At 69.3% G+C, this 13,757-nt stretch carries 12 protein-coding genes and 1 pseudogene; 2 read left to right on the forward strand and 11 right to left on the reverse strand.

The window, feature by feature from the left end:
• Positions 1–67 precede the first annotated feature (67 nt).
• The 5 genes from JHW38_RS14840 to JHW38_RS14860 all read right to left on the reverse strand — a co-directional run bounded on the left by JHW38_RS14840 (position 68) and on the right by JHW38_RS14860 (position 4,887).
• On the reverse strand, positions 68–1,345 hold the full coding sequence (locus JHW38_RS14840) for an amidohydrolase family protein (protein ID WP_207522124.1): 1,278 nt from the start codon (positions 1,343–1,345) through the stop codon (positions 68–70).
• Positions 1,346–1,405: 60 nt separating this feature from the next.
• Positions 1,406–2,338: a heme o synthase gene (locus JHW38_RS14845; RefSeq protein WP_207522125.1), complete on the reverse strand. Its 933-nt coding sequence runs from the start codon at positions 2,336–2,338 to the stop codon at positions 1,406–1,408.
• Entirely contained in the window at positions 2,338–3,501 is a 1,164-nt protein-coding gene (locus tag JHW38_RS14850) for a COX15/CtaA family protein (RefSeq protein ID WP_207522126.1), read from the reverse strand. The genes JHW38_RS14845 and JHW38_RS14850 overlap by 1 nt, the downstream gene beginning before the upstream one ends.
• Positions 3,502–3,583: 82 nt before the next feature.
• Complete coding sequence (locus JHW38_RS14855; RefSeq protein WP_207522127.1) at positions 3,584–4,159, reverse strand: hypothetical protein; 576 nt, start codon at positions 4,157–4,159, stop codon at positions 3,584–3,586.
• Positions 4,156–4,887 carry an SURF1 family protein gene (locus tag JHW38_RS14860; RefSeq protein ID WP_207522128.1) on the reverse strand — a complete coding sequence of 244 codons (732 nt, stop codon included), beginning with the start codon at positions 4,885–4,887 and terminating at the stop codon, positions 4,156–4,158. The genes JHW38_RS14855 and JHW38_RS14860 overlap by 4 nt, the downstream gene beginning before the upstream one ends.
• Before the next feature lie 66 nt (positions 4,888–4,953).
• Here JHW38_RS14860 and JHW38_RS14865 point away from each other — a divergent pair, with 66 nt between their 5' ends.
• The gene (locus JHW38_RS14865) at positions 4,954–5,184 is read left to right on the forward strand and encodes a twin transmembrane helix small protein (RefSeq protein ID WP_207522129.1); all 231 of its coding nucleotides are present in this window, start codon (positions 4,954–4,956) and stop codon (positions 5,182–5,184) included.
• An 86-nt stretch (positions 5,185–5,270) separates the two neighbouring features.
• Here JHW38_RS14865 and JHW38_RS25995 read toward each other — a convergent pair.
• The 6 genes and pseudogenes from JHW38_RS25995 to coxB all read right to left on the reverse strand — a co-directional run.
• Positions 5,271–5,327 (reverse strand): annotated as a pseudogene (locus JHW38_RS25995) (DUF6053 domain-containing protein); the annotation flags it as partial.
• A gap of 97 nt (positions 5,328–5,424) precedes the next feature.
• The gene (locus JHW38_RS14870; protein WP_207522130.1) at positions 5,425–6,303 is read right to left on the reverse strand and encodes a cytochrome c oxidase subunit 3; all 879 of its coding nucleotides are present in this window, start codon (positions 6,301–6,303) and stop codon (positions 5,425–5,427) included.
• A gap of 35 nt (positions 6,304–6,338) precedes the next feature.
• Positions 6,339–6,899: a cytochrome c oxidase assembly protein gene (locus tag JHW38_RS14875; protein ID WP_242691401.1), complete on the reverse strand. Its 561-nt coding sequence runs from the start codon at positions 6,897–6,899 to the stop codon at positions 6,339–6,341.
• 71 nt (positions 6,900–6,970) lie between these two features.
• Positions 6,971–7,114 carry a hypothetical protein gene (locus JHW38_RS14880; RefSeq protein ID WP_207522132.1) on the reverse strand — a complete coding sequence of 48 codons (144 nt, stop codon included), beginning with the start codon at positions 7,112–7,114 and terminating at the stop codon, positions 6,971–6,973.
• A 64-nt stretch (positions 7,115–7,178) separates the two neighbouring features.
• A complete protein-coding gene (ctaD, locus tag JHW38_RS14885; RefSeq protein ID WP_207522133.1) occupies positions 7,179–8,804 on the reverse strand; it encodes a cytochrome c oxidase subunit I in 1,626 nt (541 codons plus the stop codon).
• 26 nt (positions 8,805–8,830) lie between these two features.
• A complete protein-coding gene (gene coxB, locus JHW38_RS14890; RefSeq protein WP_207522134.1) occupies positions 8,831–9,784 on the reverse strand; it encodes a cytochrome c oxidase subunit II in 954 nt (317 codons plus the stop codon).
• A gap of 658 nt (positions 9,785–10,442) precedes the next feature.
• Between coxB and putA the strand changes: the two genes are divergently transcribed.
• The gene (gene putA / locus JHW38_RS14895; protein ID WP_207526380.1) at positions 10,443–13,607 is read left to right on the forward strand and encodes a bifunctional proline dehydrogenase/L-glutamate gamma-semialdehyde dehydrogenase PutA; all 3,165 of its coding nucleotides are present in this window, start codon (positions 10,443–10,445) and stop codon (positions 13,605–13,607) included.
• The last annotated feature ends 150 nt before the right edge of the window (positions 13,608–13,757 follow it).

The following is a 13,757-nucleotide window of genomic DNA, read 5'->3' on the forward strand; positions in this document are numbered from 1 at the left end:
CCCCATCGGCGGAACAGTGCGGCGAGTATAGGCACGGCGGCGATGCGCCGCGCCAGTGCAGCGCGGCTCAGTAGACCGCGCCGTGGCGGACTTTCAGGCGGATCGCGTCGAGCGCCTTCGGCGCGCGCAGGGGATTGTCGGCCAGCACGATGAAGTGGGCCTCGAAGCCTTCGGCGATGCGGCCGACGCGCCGCTGCGGGAACAGCAGCGACGGCGTGTGCTCCACCGCCGCACGCCACAGCTGCGCCGGCGGCATCACCTGCAACCCGGCCAGATAATCGATCTCGACGCGCACCGTGGCGTCGAAGCGGTCGCTGCCGAGCGCCAGCGGCACGCCGGCGGCGAGCAAACGGCGCAGGTTGTCGCGCTGCAGCGCGCGCACGCGCTCGAGTTCGGCCGCGTCGTCGCCGGCGAGCAGTTGCGCGGCGTTGGCGGTGGCGATCAGCGGGATCTTGCGCTGCGCGGCGAGGGCGATGGAGGCGTCGTCGAGGCGATAGTCGGCCTCGCTGCGTCCGTCCCAGATCTGATAGCCCGGCAGATGCGCGAGGATGTCCACGCCGGCCTCGACCGCGACCCGGAAATCCGCGGCCGATTCGACGTGCGCGGCCACCCGCAGGCCGTCGGCATGCGCGCGCCGCACCAGCGGCGCCAGCAGTTCGGGGCGCAGGCCGTTGCGGCCGTAATAGCGCGCATCGCCGCGCCGTTCGGGACGCTCGCTGTGCACCAGCACGACCTTGATCAGGTCCGGCCGCGCCGCACGCAGCTTCGGCCATTTGCGCTCGATGTCGTCGAGCGTGTCCATCACCAGGTAGTCGCGGTCGTGCACGTCTTCGACCGGCCGCAGGCTGCCGTCGGGATTGCTGCGCGCCATCGCCAGCGGATGGCCGTCGGAGCTGGACACGCAGGCGCTGGCGTAGAGCACGTCCAGCGGCGCGTCCGCGCCTAGCGCCTGTTTGGCCTGGGCGGTGCCGTCGGGATCGCCGCACAGCATCGCCGCGTACTGCACGCCGCCGGCGAGGTAGCGTTCGCGGAAGTTGCGCGCGCCCCAGGCGTTCTGCAGGTTGTGGTTGTGCGCCTCGGCCAGCGGCGGCGTGGCGTAGCCGCCGGCGAGATCGACCACGCGCTCGACCCGCTCAGGGCGCGTGCGGGTCAATGCGCCGTCGACGGCGTACCAAGTGCCGGCGCGGAAGTCTTCGCCGTCGAACCAATGGCCGTTGCGGAATTCGACGGCGCCTGCGGCTGATGCGGGAGCGATTGCGGTGGAAGCGATCGATACCGAAGCCGCGGCCAGCGCGGCGAAAGCCAAACACGAAGCGATCAGATGCGGAACAACGTTGCGGCGCACGAGCTTCTCCAACGGAAACGAGTCCGTAGGATGCTCATGCGTCGCAAAGGGTTGCGCGGCTCAGCCGAGTTGGTGCAGCTCGAACGCCGCCGCGGGCTGCAACGCCGGCAACAGCCAATGATCGACCAGCAGGAACGCGAACAGCGCCATCAGGTAGACGATGGAGTAGTTGAACACCTTCATCGCGTACAGCTCGTCCGGCGGGTCCATCAGCTTCCAGGCGTAGTACAGGAACACCGCGCCGAGCACCAACGCGCCGCCGAGGTAGAACAGCCCGCTCATGCCGGCCGCCCACGGCAGCACCGTCACCGCGACCAGCAGCACCGTGTAGAACAGGATCTGCCAGCGCGTGTACTGCACGCCGTGGGTCACCGGCAGCATCGGCACCATCGCGCGCGCGTAGTCGGCGCGGCGGAAGATCGCCAGCGCCCAGAAGTGCGGCGGGGTCCAGACGAAGATGATCAGCACCAGCAGCAGCGCATGCGCCCAGTCCCACTCGCCCTGCATGCCGGTCACCGCGGCCCAGCCCAGCAGCGGCGGCGCCGCGCCGGCGATGCCGCCGATGACGATGTTCTGCGGCGTGGCGCGCTTGAGGTAGACGGTGTAGACCACCGCGTAGCCGATCAGCGAGGCGAAGGTCAGCAACGCGGTGATCACGTTGACCCACAGCACCAGGATCGTCATCGACAACGCCGCCAGCGCCAGCGCGAATATCAACGCCTGGCGCGGCGTGACCTGGCCGGCGACGATCGGCCGCCACGAGGTGCGCGCCATCTTCGCGTCGATGCGCGAATCCAGCAGCTGATTGATCGCCGCGGCCGACGACGCCGCCAGCCAGATGCCGAGGAAGCCGAGGATCGACTGCCGCGCCGGCGGCCAGCCCGGCACCGCCATGAACATGCCGACGATGGCGGTGAACACGATCAGCGCGACCACGCGCGGCTTGGTCAGGTCCCAGTACTGCTTGGCGGTGGGTCGCGGCGCGGCGCTCATCACGGCTCCGGCGTGCGCAGGCGCGCGAGCAGGGACACCAGGGCGAACAACAGCAGCGCGGCGCCGCCGTTGTGCGCCACCGCGACCGCCAGCGGCAGGCCGAGCTTGACGTTGGCGATGCCCAGGCCGATCTGCAACAGCAGCAACGCGCCCAGCAATGTGGCCCAGCCGCGCAGGCCCGGCGTGCGCAGCAGCTTGACCGTCAGCGCCAGCAGCGACACGAACACGATGCCGGCCATGACCCGGTGCGCGAGCTGGATCGCGATGCGCGCCTCGCCGTCGAGGATGCCGCCTTCGTAGTCCACGCCGATGCCGCGCCACAGCACGAAGGCTTCGCCGAAGTCGTGGCGCGGCCACCACTGGCCGACGCAGGTCGGAAAATCGTTGCCGCAGGCCAGCGCGGCGTAGTTGGCGCTGGTCCAGCCGCCGAGCGCGATCTGCACGGTCAGCACGCCGATGCCGGCGAGCACCCAGCCGCGCAGCCGCGCCGCGTCGGCGAGCCGGATCGGCTGGTGGGTCGCGCGCCACGCGGTCCACACCAGCAGCGAGAACGTCAGCAGGCCGCCGAGCAGATGCGCCATCACCACCACGGGCTTGAGCAGCCAGGTCACCGTCCACATGCCGAGCAAGGCCTGGAAGATGATGACCGCGAGGGTGATCGCCGACACCCGCGACAGGTCGGTGTTGCTCCAGCGCGCGGCCGCGGCGATCAGGATCGCTTCGCCGACGATCGCCAGCGCCGATGCGGCGACGTGCTGGCCCTTCATGTACAGCGGAATGCCGATCGCGACCAGCAGCGAGGCCAGCGCGATCTGCATCATGCCCTTGCTGCGCCGGCGCGCCGACACCAGCGCCAGGGTCAGCACCAGCACGCCGAGCAGGCCGGCGATCATGCGGTGGAACTGCTCGCGCCAGGCCTTGTGCACTTCGACCGGGCGGATCTGGGTGGCGACGTGGTCGACGGCCTGGTGCGGGTCGGTCGGCCACGCGGCGCGGCCGTAGCAGGTCGGCCAGTCGGGGCAGCTCAGGCCGGCGTTGGACAGGCGCACGAACGCGCCGAACACGATCACGCACAGGGCCAGCGCCACCGCCAGCCAGGCGATGCGGTGGAAATTCTTGTACAGCCCGGAACTGCTCAGGCCGGTAAGGCTGGATACGCTCATTGCTTTGGCTTGGTCTCGCTAAAGGGCGCCGCGCGCTCGGCAGCGGCGCCGGGCGCCCGCCACGGGCCGCGCCGGCCCGTCGTTACATCAGTTTCAGCAGCCGGCTCAGGTCGCTGCGCAGCCCGCCGGGTTGGAAGCCGGGAGCGTAGCGCAGAATCGCGAAGCCGTTCGGGTCGATCACGTAGACCGGGGTCCCGGCCGGGTCGTTCAGGCGCGGCAGGCGCTCGCGCAGTTGCGGCGCGTCGGCGAGCACGCGCAGCGAGGCCGGGCGCGCCGCGCCGGCCGGCGGTTCGCCGAGCCACAGGATGTCGACCTGGTCGGCGTCCTTGCCGAACAGCTGCCATACCGTGTCGAGCTCGTGCGACAACTTGACGCATTCCTGCGCGCAGCCCGGCGCCGGCGCCACCACGATGCGCCAGACCCGCGCGCCGGGGTTCCACGGGTACGGCTTGCCGTCGGCCAGCGCCGGCTCGAACCGGCGCAGGTCGGGCTTGGGCTCGAGCAGCTCGCCGTTCTGGCGGTTGATCGCCGGATGCCGGTCGGTGAAGCGCATGACCCCGGCGACCAGCATCGGCACGAAGAAGAACGCGGCGATCAGCACCAGGGTCAGGCGGTTGCGGTTGCGCTGGGCGTCGGTGACGGGCGCGGGTGTACTCATCGGTCGGCTCCGCGGCGCGGGCGCCGGAAAGTCAAAATCAGCGCGGTGGCCAGCACCGCCGCGGCGAGTGCGAACCACTGCAGGGAATAGCCGCGGTGCTTGTCCGGCGGCAAGGTGTTGCTGAGCAGTTCCAGATCGCGGTCGTAGCCGAGCGGCAACGCCGGATCCAGGCGCAGCACGCGCGGCGCCAGCGGCGCCGGCAGGCCGAGCGCGGCGGCGATCGCGCGGGTGTCGACGCGGGTCAGCAGCCAGCCCTGGCCTTCGCGGCCGATGCCGGGGCCGAGCGGAATGCCGACCGACGGCGGCGCGCTGAGCAAGCCGCGCAATGCCAGTTCGCCCTCGGGCTTGGGCACCGCCGGAAATTTGCGCTCGCCGCCGAGCGGCAGCCAGCCCAGATCGACCAGCAAGGGCTCGCCGCCGTCGGGCAGGAACAGCCGGTACGCGCGCACGCCGGCGCGGCCGCCGCGCTGCTGGTTGTCGAGCAGCAGCGCGCCGCGCGGATCGAAACGGCCCTGGCCCGCGGCCCAGTCGTAGGCGTGCGCGCGCTGCGGATCGGCCGCGCGCGACAGCGGCTGCGGCACGCGTTCGGACAGCACCTGCGCGGCGGCATCGAGCATCGCCTGCTTCTCCACCGCGCGCCGCGCCTGCCACAGGCCGAGGTTGGCGAACAGCGCGATCGCCGCCAGCGCCAGGCTCCAGCCGAACAGCAGGTTGCCGCGACGGCTCACCCCAAGCTCCCGGCGTGCTGCGATAATCCCGCCTTCGCACCCACGCGCGCGCCGCCCGAGGCTTCGATGAGCCAAGAACTGAAAATCCTGCTGGTGGTGGCGTTCCTGGCGGTCATCCTGTGGAACCTGGGAGCGGGCCTCTACTACATGCTGGTGGACAAGGGTCAGAGCAAACGCACGGTCAACGCCTTGACCCGGCGCATCGCGCTGTCCGTCGCGCTGATCCTGCTGGTAATCCTGGGCATCTGGATGGGCTGGATCACGCCGCACGGCGTGGGCTCCAATCCCCCGCACTGAGCCCGGCCGGCCGTGGGGCCTGCGAACACCGGACCGCTATTGTCGCCCGTTCGCGGCGCCGCCGCGATGCGGCGGCCGGTCGCTCGTGCGGGAGGGCCTTCAGGCCCGACGCTTTCCGCTCGGATCGCCGCGAACTGAAGCAAGCGCCCCGGGCCCCGAGCCTCGCAAGAACCCTGCCCTCGTCAAAAAACGAAAGGCCGGCCACCGGGCCGGCCTTTCTTGCGATCGCGTCGCCCGCGCTTACAGCACGTAGACGAACAGGAACAGGCCCAGCCACACCACGTCGACGAAGTGCCAGTACCAGGCCACCGCTTCGAACGCGAAGTGGTTGTCCTTGTCGAAATGGCCCTTCAGGCAGCGGAACCAGATGATCGCCAGCATGATCGTGCCGAGGGTCACGTGCAGGCCGTGGAAGCCGGTCAGCATGAAGAAGGTCGAGCCGTAGATGCCCGAACCCAGGGTCAGGTTCAGCTCGGTGTAGGCGTGGATGTACTCCTCCGCCTGGAAGAACAGGAACAGGCAGCCCAGCAGCACGGTCGCGCCGAGCCAGAACAGCAGCGCCTTGCGGTGGCCGCCCTTGAGCGCGTGGTGCGCGGCGGTCACGGTGGTGCCCGAGGTCAGCAGGATCAGGGTGTTGATCAGCGGCAGGCCCCAGGCCGGAATGGTCTGGAAGTGGCCGCCGACGCCGGCCGGGCCCGAGCTCGGCCACGCCGCGCTGAATTCCGGCCACAGCAGGCTGTTGGTCATCACCCCGTCGCCTTCGCCGCCGAGCCACGGCAACGCGAGCGTGCGGGCGTAGAACAGCGCGCCGAAGAACGCGGCGAAGAACATCACTTCGGAGAAGATGAACCAGATCATCCCCATCCGGAACGACACGTCGACCTGCTTGTTGTAGTTGCCGCGCACCGACTCGCGGACCACGTCGCCGAACCAGCCGAACAGCACCGCGATCATCATCGCCACGCCGACGAAGAAGGTGGGCTTGCCCCAGCTGACTTCGTTGAGCCAGTTGGCCACGCCGATCATCAGGGTGAACAGTCCGATCGAACCGAGGAACGGCCAGCGGCTGCTATGCGGGACGTAGTAGATGTTGGCGTCTGGCGTGTGCGCTTGGCCCATGGCGGCGTTCCGTAGTCAGGTGGTGCGAAGCCAACTCAAGGCGCGGCCAGCGGCGAGGACGGGGTCTTGGAGACCGCGCCTTGCTGCAGCCGTGCGGTGAGCACGTCGTTCTTGAAGAAAGTGTAGGACAGGGTGATGGTTTCGACGCCGGCCGGCAGGTTCGGGTCGACGATGAAACGCACCGGCATCTCGCGCGACTCGCCCGCTTGCAGGGTTTGCGCGGTGAAGCAGAAGCATTCGGTCTTGTTGAAGTAGCCCGACGCGCGCGCCGGCGCCACCGACGGCGAGGCGCTGCCGACGATCGGACGGTCGCTGGTGTTGCGCGCGTAGTACGTGGTTTCGTACTGCTCGCCCGGGCGCACCTTCATGCTGACCGCGTGCGGGCGGAACTCCCACGGCAATTTGGAATTGACGCTGCCGTCGAACTGCACGGTGACGATGCGGTCGCTGACCGCATGGCCGCCGCGGTCGGCCTCGGCCACGCCGCGTTCCAGGCGGATGCCGAACACCTTCTCGCAGGCGATGCGGTACAGCGGCACCAGGGCGAAGGTGAAGGCGAACGCGCCGAGCGCCACGCCGATCATGACCTTGGTCATCTTCGGCGAGGCCTGCCGGCGGACCTCGGCGAGGTCCTGCGGCTGCGCCGGTTGCGGATCGCGCGCGTCGCTCATCGCCCCGCTCCGAAGCCGAACACGCCGCCGAGGATGAACAGCACGTACACCGCGACCGCGATCGCGCCGACCCAAAACGCGGTCCGCCGCGCGGCCGAGCGGCGCTGGGCGAGGTCCTGCGGCTGTTGGATCGGAGTCATGCCTGCCTCCCGCGTGTAAGCGCCGGCGCCGCCGCGGCCGTTACGGCCGTGGCGGCGGCTGCGATCAATGGGTGATGTCGCCGTGGGCCAGATCGCCGTCGCGGATCACCGGCGGCGTCGAGAAGGTGTGGTGCGGCGCCGGGCTCGGCACGGTCCACTCCAGGCCGCGCGCGCCTTCCCACGAACGCGCTTCGGCCTTGGCGCCGGACTTCTTCGAGACCAGCAGGATCGCGGCCATCATGAACGGCGTCAGGAACATGCCGAACGCGCCGATCGAGCTGACCAGGTTCCAGTCCGCGAACACCACGTTGTAGTCCGGGATGCGGCGCGGCATGCCGGCCAGGCCGAGGAAGTGCTGCGGGAAGAACAGCAGGTTGACGAAGATCATCGTCCACCAGAAATGGAACTTGGCCGCGGTCTCGTTGTACATGCGGCCGGTCCACTTCGGCCACCAGTAGTAGACCGCGGCGATGATCGAGAACAGCGCGCCGGTCACCAGCACGTAGTGGAAGTGCGCGACCACGAAGTAGGTGTCGTGGTACTGGAAGTCGGCCGGAACGATGGCCAGCATCAGGCCCGAGAAACCGCCGATGGTGAACAGGATGACGAACGCGACCGCCCACAGCATCGGCGCTTCGAAGGTCATCGAGCCGCGCCACATCGTGGTGACCCAGTTGAACACCTTCACGCCGGTCGGCACCGCGATCAGCATGGTCGCGAACATGAAGTAGATCTCGCCACCGAGCGGCATGCCGACGGTGAACATGTGGTGCGCCCACACGATGAACGAGAGGAAGGCGATCGAAGCGGTCGCGTACACCATCGCCTGGTAGCCGAACAGCGGCTTGCGGGCGAACGTCGGGATGATCTCCGAGACCACGCCGAACGCCGGCAGGATCATGATGTAGACCTCGGGGTGCCCGAAGAACCAGAAGATGTGCTGGAACATCACCGGGTCGCCGCCGCCGGCCGCGTTGAAGAACGAGGTGGCGAAGAACTTGTCGGTCAGCAGCATCGTCACCGCGCCGGCCAGCACCGGCATCACCGCGATCAGCAGGAACGCGGTGATCAGCCAGGTCCAGCAGAAGATCGGCATCTTCAGCAGGTCCACGCCCGGGGCGCGCATGTTGAGGATGGTGGCGATGACGTTGATCGCGCCCATGATCGAGCTGATGCCCATCATGTGGATGGCGAAGATCGCGAAGGCGACGTTGGAGCCGCCCTGCAGCGACAGCGGCGGGTACAGGGTCCAGCCGCCGGCCGGCGCGCCGCCCGGCAGGAACAGGGTCATCAGCAGCAGGCTGAAGGCGAACGGCAGGATCCAGAACGACCAGTTGTTCATGCGCGGCAGCGCCATGTCCGGCGCGCCGATCTGCAGCGGGATCATCCAGTTGGCCAGGCCGACGAAGGCCGGCATCACGCCGCCGAAGATCATGACCAGCGCGTGCATCGTGGTCATCTGGTTGAAGAACTCGGGCTTGACGAACTGCAGGCCCGGTTCGGCCAGCTCGGCTCGGATCACCACCGACATGCCCGCGCCGATGATGAACATCACGAAGCTGAAAATCAGATACAGCGTGCCGATGTCCTTGTGGTTGGTCGAGAAGAACCAACGCTCGATGAAGCCCTGCTGATGGGCGTGATCATCGTGATGATCGTGGTGATCGGCGACGGGATGCGTGGCTGCCATGACCTACCTCTGAGAAATGCGGACGATCAACCGGCGGTCGCGGCGCCCTTCGGGGCGGCGGCCGGGGCATCGGAACTGGCAGTGCCGGCGGCCGGAGCCTGCGCGGCGGCGGGAGCGGTCTCGGCGGGCGCCGGAGCCGGAGCGGCGGCCGGAGCGGCCGGCGCGTTCTTGGCCTTCTGCTCGGCGAGCCACTGCTGGTACTCGGCCTTCGGCAGCGCGCGCACCACGATCGGCATGAAGCCGTGGTCCTTGCCGCACAGCTCGGCGCACTGGCCACGGTAGACGCCGGGCTCCTTGATGTCGGTCCAGGCCTCGTTGACGATGCCCGGGATCGCGTCCTGCTTCCAGCCCAGCGCCGGCACCCACCAAGCGTGGATCACGTCGTCGGCGGTGATCACGAAGCGGATCTTGGTGTCGGTCGGCAGCACCAGCACGTTGTCGACGTCGAGCAGGTAGTGCTCGTGGTCGGCGGCGGTGACGATCTTGCCGCCCTGGCGCAGCTGGTCGCTCTTGCGGTCCAGGCGGCTGGTGAAGGCCACGCCTTCGCCGAGGTATTCGTACTTCCACATCCATTGGTAGCCGGTGATCTTCACCGTCATCGCCGAATCGCGGGTGTCGTACATGTTGATGAGCTTGCTGGTGGCGGGGAACGCCATCAGCACCAGCAGCGCCACCGGCACGACCGTCCAGACGATCTCGAGCTTGGTGCTGTGGGTGAAGTCCTTGTCGGGCACCGCGCCCTTGGACTTGCGGAACTTGAACATGGCCACGGCCATCGCGCCGAACACCAGGATGCCGATCACCACGCAAATCCACAGCGCCAGCATGTGCGCGGAATGGGCGTTCATCGACTGGGCGGTGACGCCCTTGCCCATGTTCAACTGCCACGGCTTGGGATCGGCGGCTTGCGCCGACGCCAGGACCGGCAACGCCATTGCGGCGACGCCCACTGCCCACTGCTTGAAACGACCGGCTTTCATCAGTTCGAGCCCCGAATAAATCAGTGTGGTGATCTAACGCGCGCTCCGCGGGCTGCCTCCGGTCCCGGCGCCGGCACCGGCGGCGCCCTGGAAGGGCGAGCGGACCATGCGGGGGGACAGCGAGGTGGCTGGCGAGCCCTGCCGGGCCCATCACGCCGGGATCGGCGCTACGGATAACCGAGAAATGGTAGCGGCGGCCCCGCCCTGCGGCAACCCGCCACTTGCACCGCGCGCGGCGCGGCGCAAATCGCGCAGAGCCAAGGCTGGCGCGGTTTTGCCCCGCGCACGGCCGGCCGCTGGCGCGATCCGGGCATGCGTCGCAAACGTGACCGGTGCAAGTTAGCGCATCCTGCGCGGGCCGTGCGGGCAAGCCCGCAGCGCGGCAGCAGACCTTGCCGGAACGGTCCGATCGCCTGTCCGCGCCAGCGCCCGGGCCTGCGCGGGACCGGCGCGGCGGCCTGTCCGGCGCGCATGCCGCCCTACTCCCCCGGATGGCGCGGCGGCAAAGAAAGGCCGTGGAAAAAGGCAGATAGCGGTCGAGAGAAAGCTCTAAAATGGCGGACTTCCCACCCCTGTCCCGGGTCCGATGTCCACCAACGACTCCTCCGCCGTCGCCAGCGACGGTCCGCCGCGCACCGGCACCCCGCCGCTGTCGCCGATGATCAGCCCCGAACTGCCGGCGCCGCCGGCGGCCGCGCGCGCCGCGCTCACGTCCGGCTGGGTGCGCGACGAAGCCGAGCACGTGCGCGGCCTGCTCGAGCTGGCGCGCCTGCCCGACGCCGACCGCAACGCCGCCCAGGCCACCGCCGCCGATCTGGTCCGCCGGGTCCGCGCCCGCGCCCAGGACCAGGGCGCGATCGAAGCCTTCATGCGCCAATACGACCTCGGCAGCGAGGAAGGCGTGCTGCTGATGTGCGTGGCCGAAGCGCTGCTGCGCATTCCGGATCAGGAAACCGCGGACAAGCTGATCCGCGACAAGCTCGGCGAGGCCGACTGGAAGCGGCACCTGGGCCAATCGGACTCGGTGCTGGTCAACGCCTCGACCTGGGGCCTGATGCTGACCGGCACCCTGGTCGACCTGGCCGACGACACCAAGCGCGACGTCCACAACGCCTTCAAGCGCCTGATCGGCCGCGTCGGCGAGCCGGTGATCCGGCTGGCGGTGCGCCAGGCCATGCGCATCATGGGCCACCAGTTCGTCATGGGCCGCACCATCGGCGAAGCGCTGTCGCGCTCGAAGAAGGGCGACAACGCCAACTACCGCTATTCCTTCGACATGCTCGGCGAAGGCGCGCTGACCACCAAGGACGCGCTGCGCTATCAGCAGGCCTATCGCGACGCGATCCACGCGATCGGCAAGAGCGGCGACTACAAGAACGCCGACGTGTTCGCGACCCCGTCGATCTCGGTCAAGCTGTCGGCGCTGCACCCGCGCTACGAGCACGCCAAGCGCGAGCGCGTGTTCGCCGAACTGACCCCGCGCGTGCTGGAACTGGCGCAGCTGGCCAAGGGCTACGGCATCGGCTTCACCATCGACGCCGAGGAAGCCGACCGCCTGGAAATGTCGCTGGACCTGATCGCAGCCGCGTATTCCGACGCCTCGCTGGACGGCTGGGAAGGCTACGGCCTGGCGATCCAGGCGTACCAGAAGCGCGCGCCGGAGGCGATCGCCTTCATCGCCGACCTGGCCCGCCGGGTCGGCCGCCGCATCCCGGTGCGCCTGGTCAAGGGCGCGTACTGGGACAGCGAGGTCAAGCGCGCCCAGGTCGACGGCCAGCTCGGCTACCCGGTGTTCACCCGCAAGCCGAACACCGACGTGTCGTACCTGGCCAACGCGCGGCGCATGCTGGAAGCCTCGGATGCGATCTATCCGATGTTCGCCACCCACAACGCCCAGACCATCGCCACCATCCACCAGCGCGCCAAGGCGATGGGCCGCGAAAAGCACTTCGAGTTCCAGAAGCTGCACGGCATGGGCGACGACCTGTACGCCGAAGTGGTCCCGGCCGACCGCCTGGACGCGCCGTGCCGCGTGTATGCGCCGGTCGGCTCGCACGAAGACCTGTTGCCGTACCTGGTGCGGCGCCTGCTCGAGAACGGCGCCAACTCCAGCTTCGTCAACCGCATCACCGACGAGGACATCGCCATCGACGACCTGATCCAGGATCCGGTCGAAACGGTGTCCGGCTTCGCCAGCATCCCGCATCCGCGCATTCCGCTCCCCGCCGATTTGTATCGCAGCTACGGCTACGACAGGACCAATTCCATGGGCGTCAACCTCGCCAACGACCAGCAACTGCAGTCCCTCGCCGCCGACGTCAACGCCGCCGCCCGCAGCGACTGGCGCGCCGCGCCGCTCGTTCCGGGCGCCAGCATCGGCGGCGCCGACATCGCCGTGACCAACCCGGCCGACCGCCGCGAGATCGTCGGCCAGTGGAAGGCCGCCGACAGCGCGACCGTCGAGCAGGCGCTGAAGAACGCGGTCGCCGCGCAGGAAGGCTGGGACGCGACCCCGGCCGCCAGCCGCGCCGCGATCCTCGAACACGCCGCGCAGCTGCTCGAAGAGCGCATGCCGCAGTACATCGCGCTGTGCACCAAGGAAGCCGGCAAGACCATTCCCGACGGCGTCGCCGAAGTGCGCGAAGCGGTCGACTTCCTGCGCTACTACGGCGCCCACGCGCGCAAGCTGTTCGCGCCCGAAGCGCTGCCGGGCCCGACCGGCGAGTCCAACACCCTGCACCTGTCCGGCCGCGGCGTGTTCGTCTGCATCAGCCCGTGGAACTTCCCGCTGGCGATCTTCCTCGGCCAGATCTCCGCCGCGCTGGCCGCCGGCAACGCCGTCATCGCCAAGCCGGCCGAGCAGACCAACCTGATCGGCTACTACGCGGTCAAGCTGCTGCACGAAGCCGGCATCCCCGAAGCGGTGCTGCAGTTCCTGCCCGGCGACGGCGCCACCGTCGGCGCGGCGCTGACCCGCGATCCGCGCGTGGCCGGCGTGGCCTTCACCGGCTCGACCGACACCGCGCGCGCGATCAACCGCTCGCTGGCCGCGCGCGACGCCGCGATCGGCGTGCTGATCGCCGAAACCGGCGGCCAGAACGCGCTGATCGCCGACTCCTCCTCGCTGCCCGAGCAGCTGGTCAAGGACGCGATCGGCTCGGCCTTCACCTCGGCCGGCCAGCGCTGCTCGGCCGCGCGCGTGCTGTTCGTGCAGGACGACATCGCCGACAAGGTCGTGCACATGCTCGCCGGCGCGATGGCCGAGCTGAAGGTCGGCGACCCCGGCTTGCTGTCGACCGACGTCGGCCCGGTGATCGACGAGGACGCGCTGAAGATGCTGCGCGAGCATGCTGCGCGCATGGACAGCGAAGCGACCAAGATCGCCGAAGTCGCGCTCGACGCCGACGCCGCGAACGGCAGCTTCTTCGCCCCGCGCGCCTATTCGCTGAAGTCGCTCGACCAGCTGCACAAGGAAGTGTTCGGCCCGGTGCTGCACGTGATCCGCTGGAAGGCCGATCAGCTCGACGCGGTGATCGACGCGATCAACGCCACCGGCTACGGCCTGACCCTGGGCATCCACTCGCGCATCGACGAGACCATCGAGCGCATCAGCACCCGGGTCAAGGTCGGCAACTGCTACGTCAACCGCAACCAGATCGGCGCGGTCGTCGGCGTGCAGCCGTTCGGCGGCCAGAACCTGTCCGGCACCGGCCCCAAGGCCGGCGGCCCGCACTACCTGCCGCGCTTTACCACCGAGAAGACCATCACCGTCAACACCACCGCGGCCGGCGGCAACGCTTCGCTGCTGACCCTGGGCGACTGACGCTGCGGCGATGGCCGGGCGCCGCGCGCCCGGCCATCGCGTTTTCGGACCGCAACGCCTGCCGCGTTTCTCCCTGTAGGAGCGACGCGAGTCGCGACCGCGACCTCCCGCCTACGACGCAAGCGCGATGTCGCGGTCGCGACTCGCGTC

The sequence above is a fragment of the Lysobacter enzymogenes genome, assembly GCF_017355525.1.
In the GTDB taxonomy this organism is placed as follows: Bacteria; Pseudomonadota; Gammaproteobacteria; order Xanthomonadales; family Xanthomonadaceae; genus Lysobacter; species Lysobacter enzymogenes_C.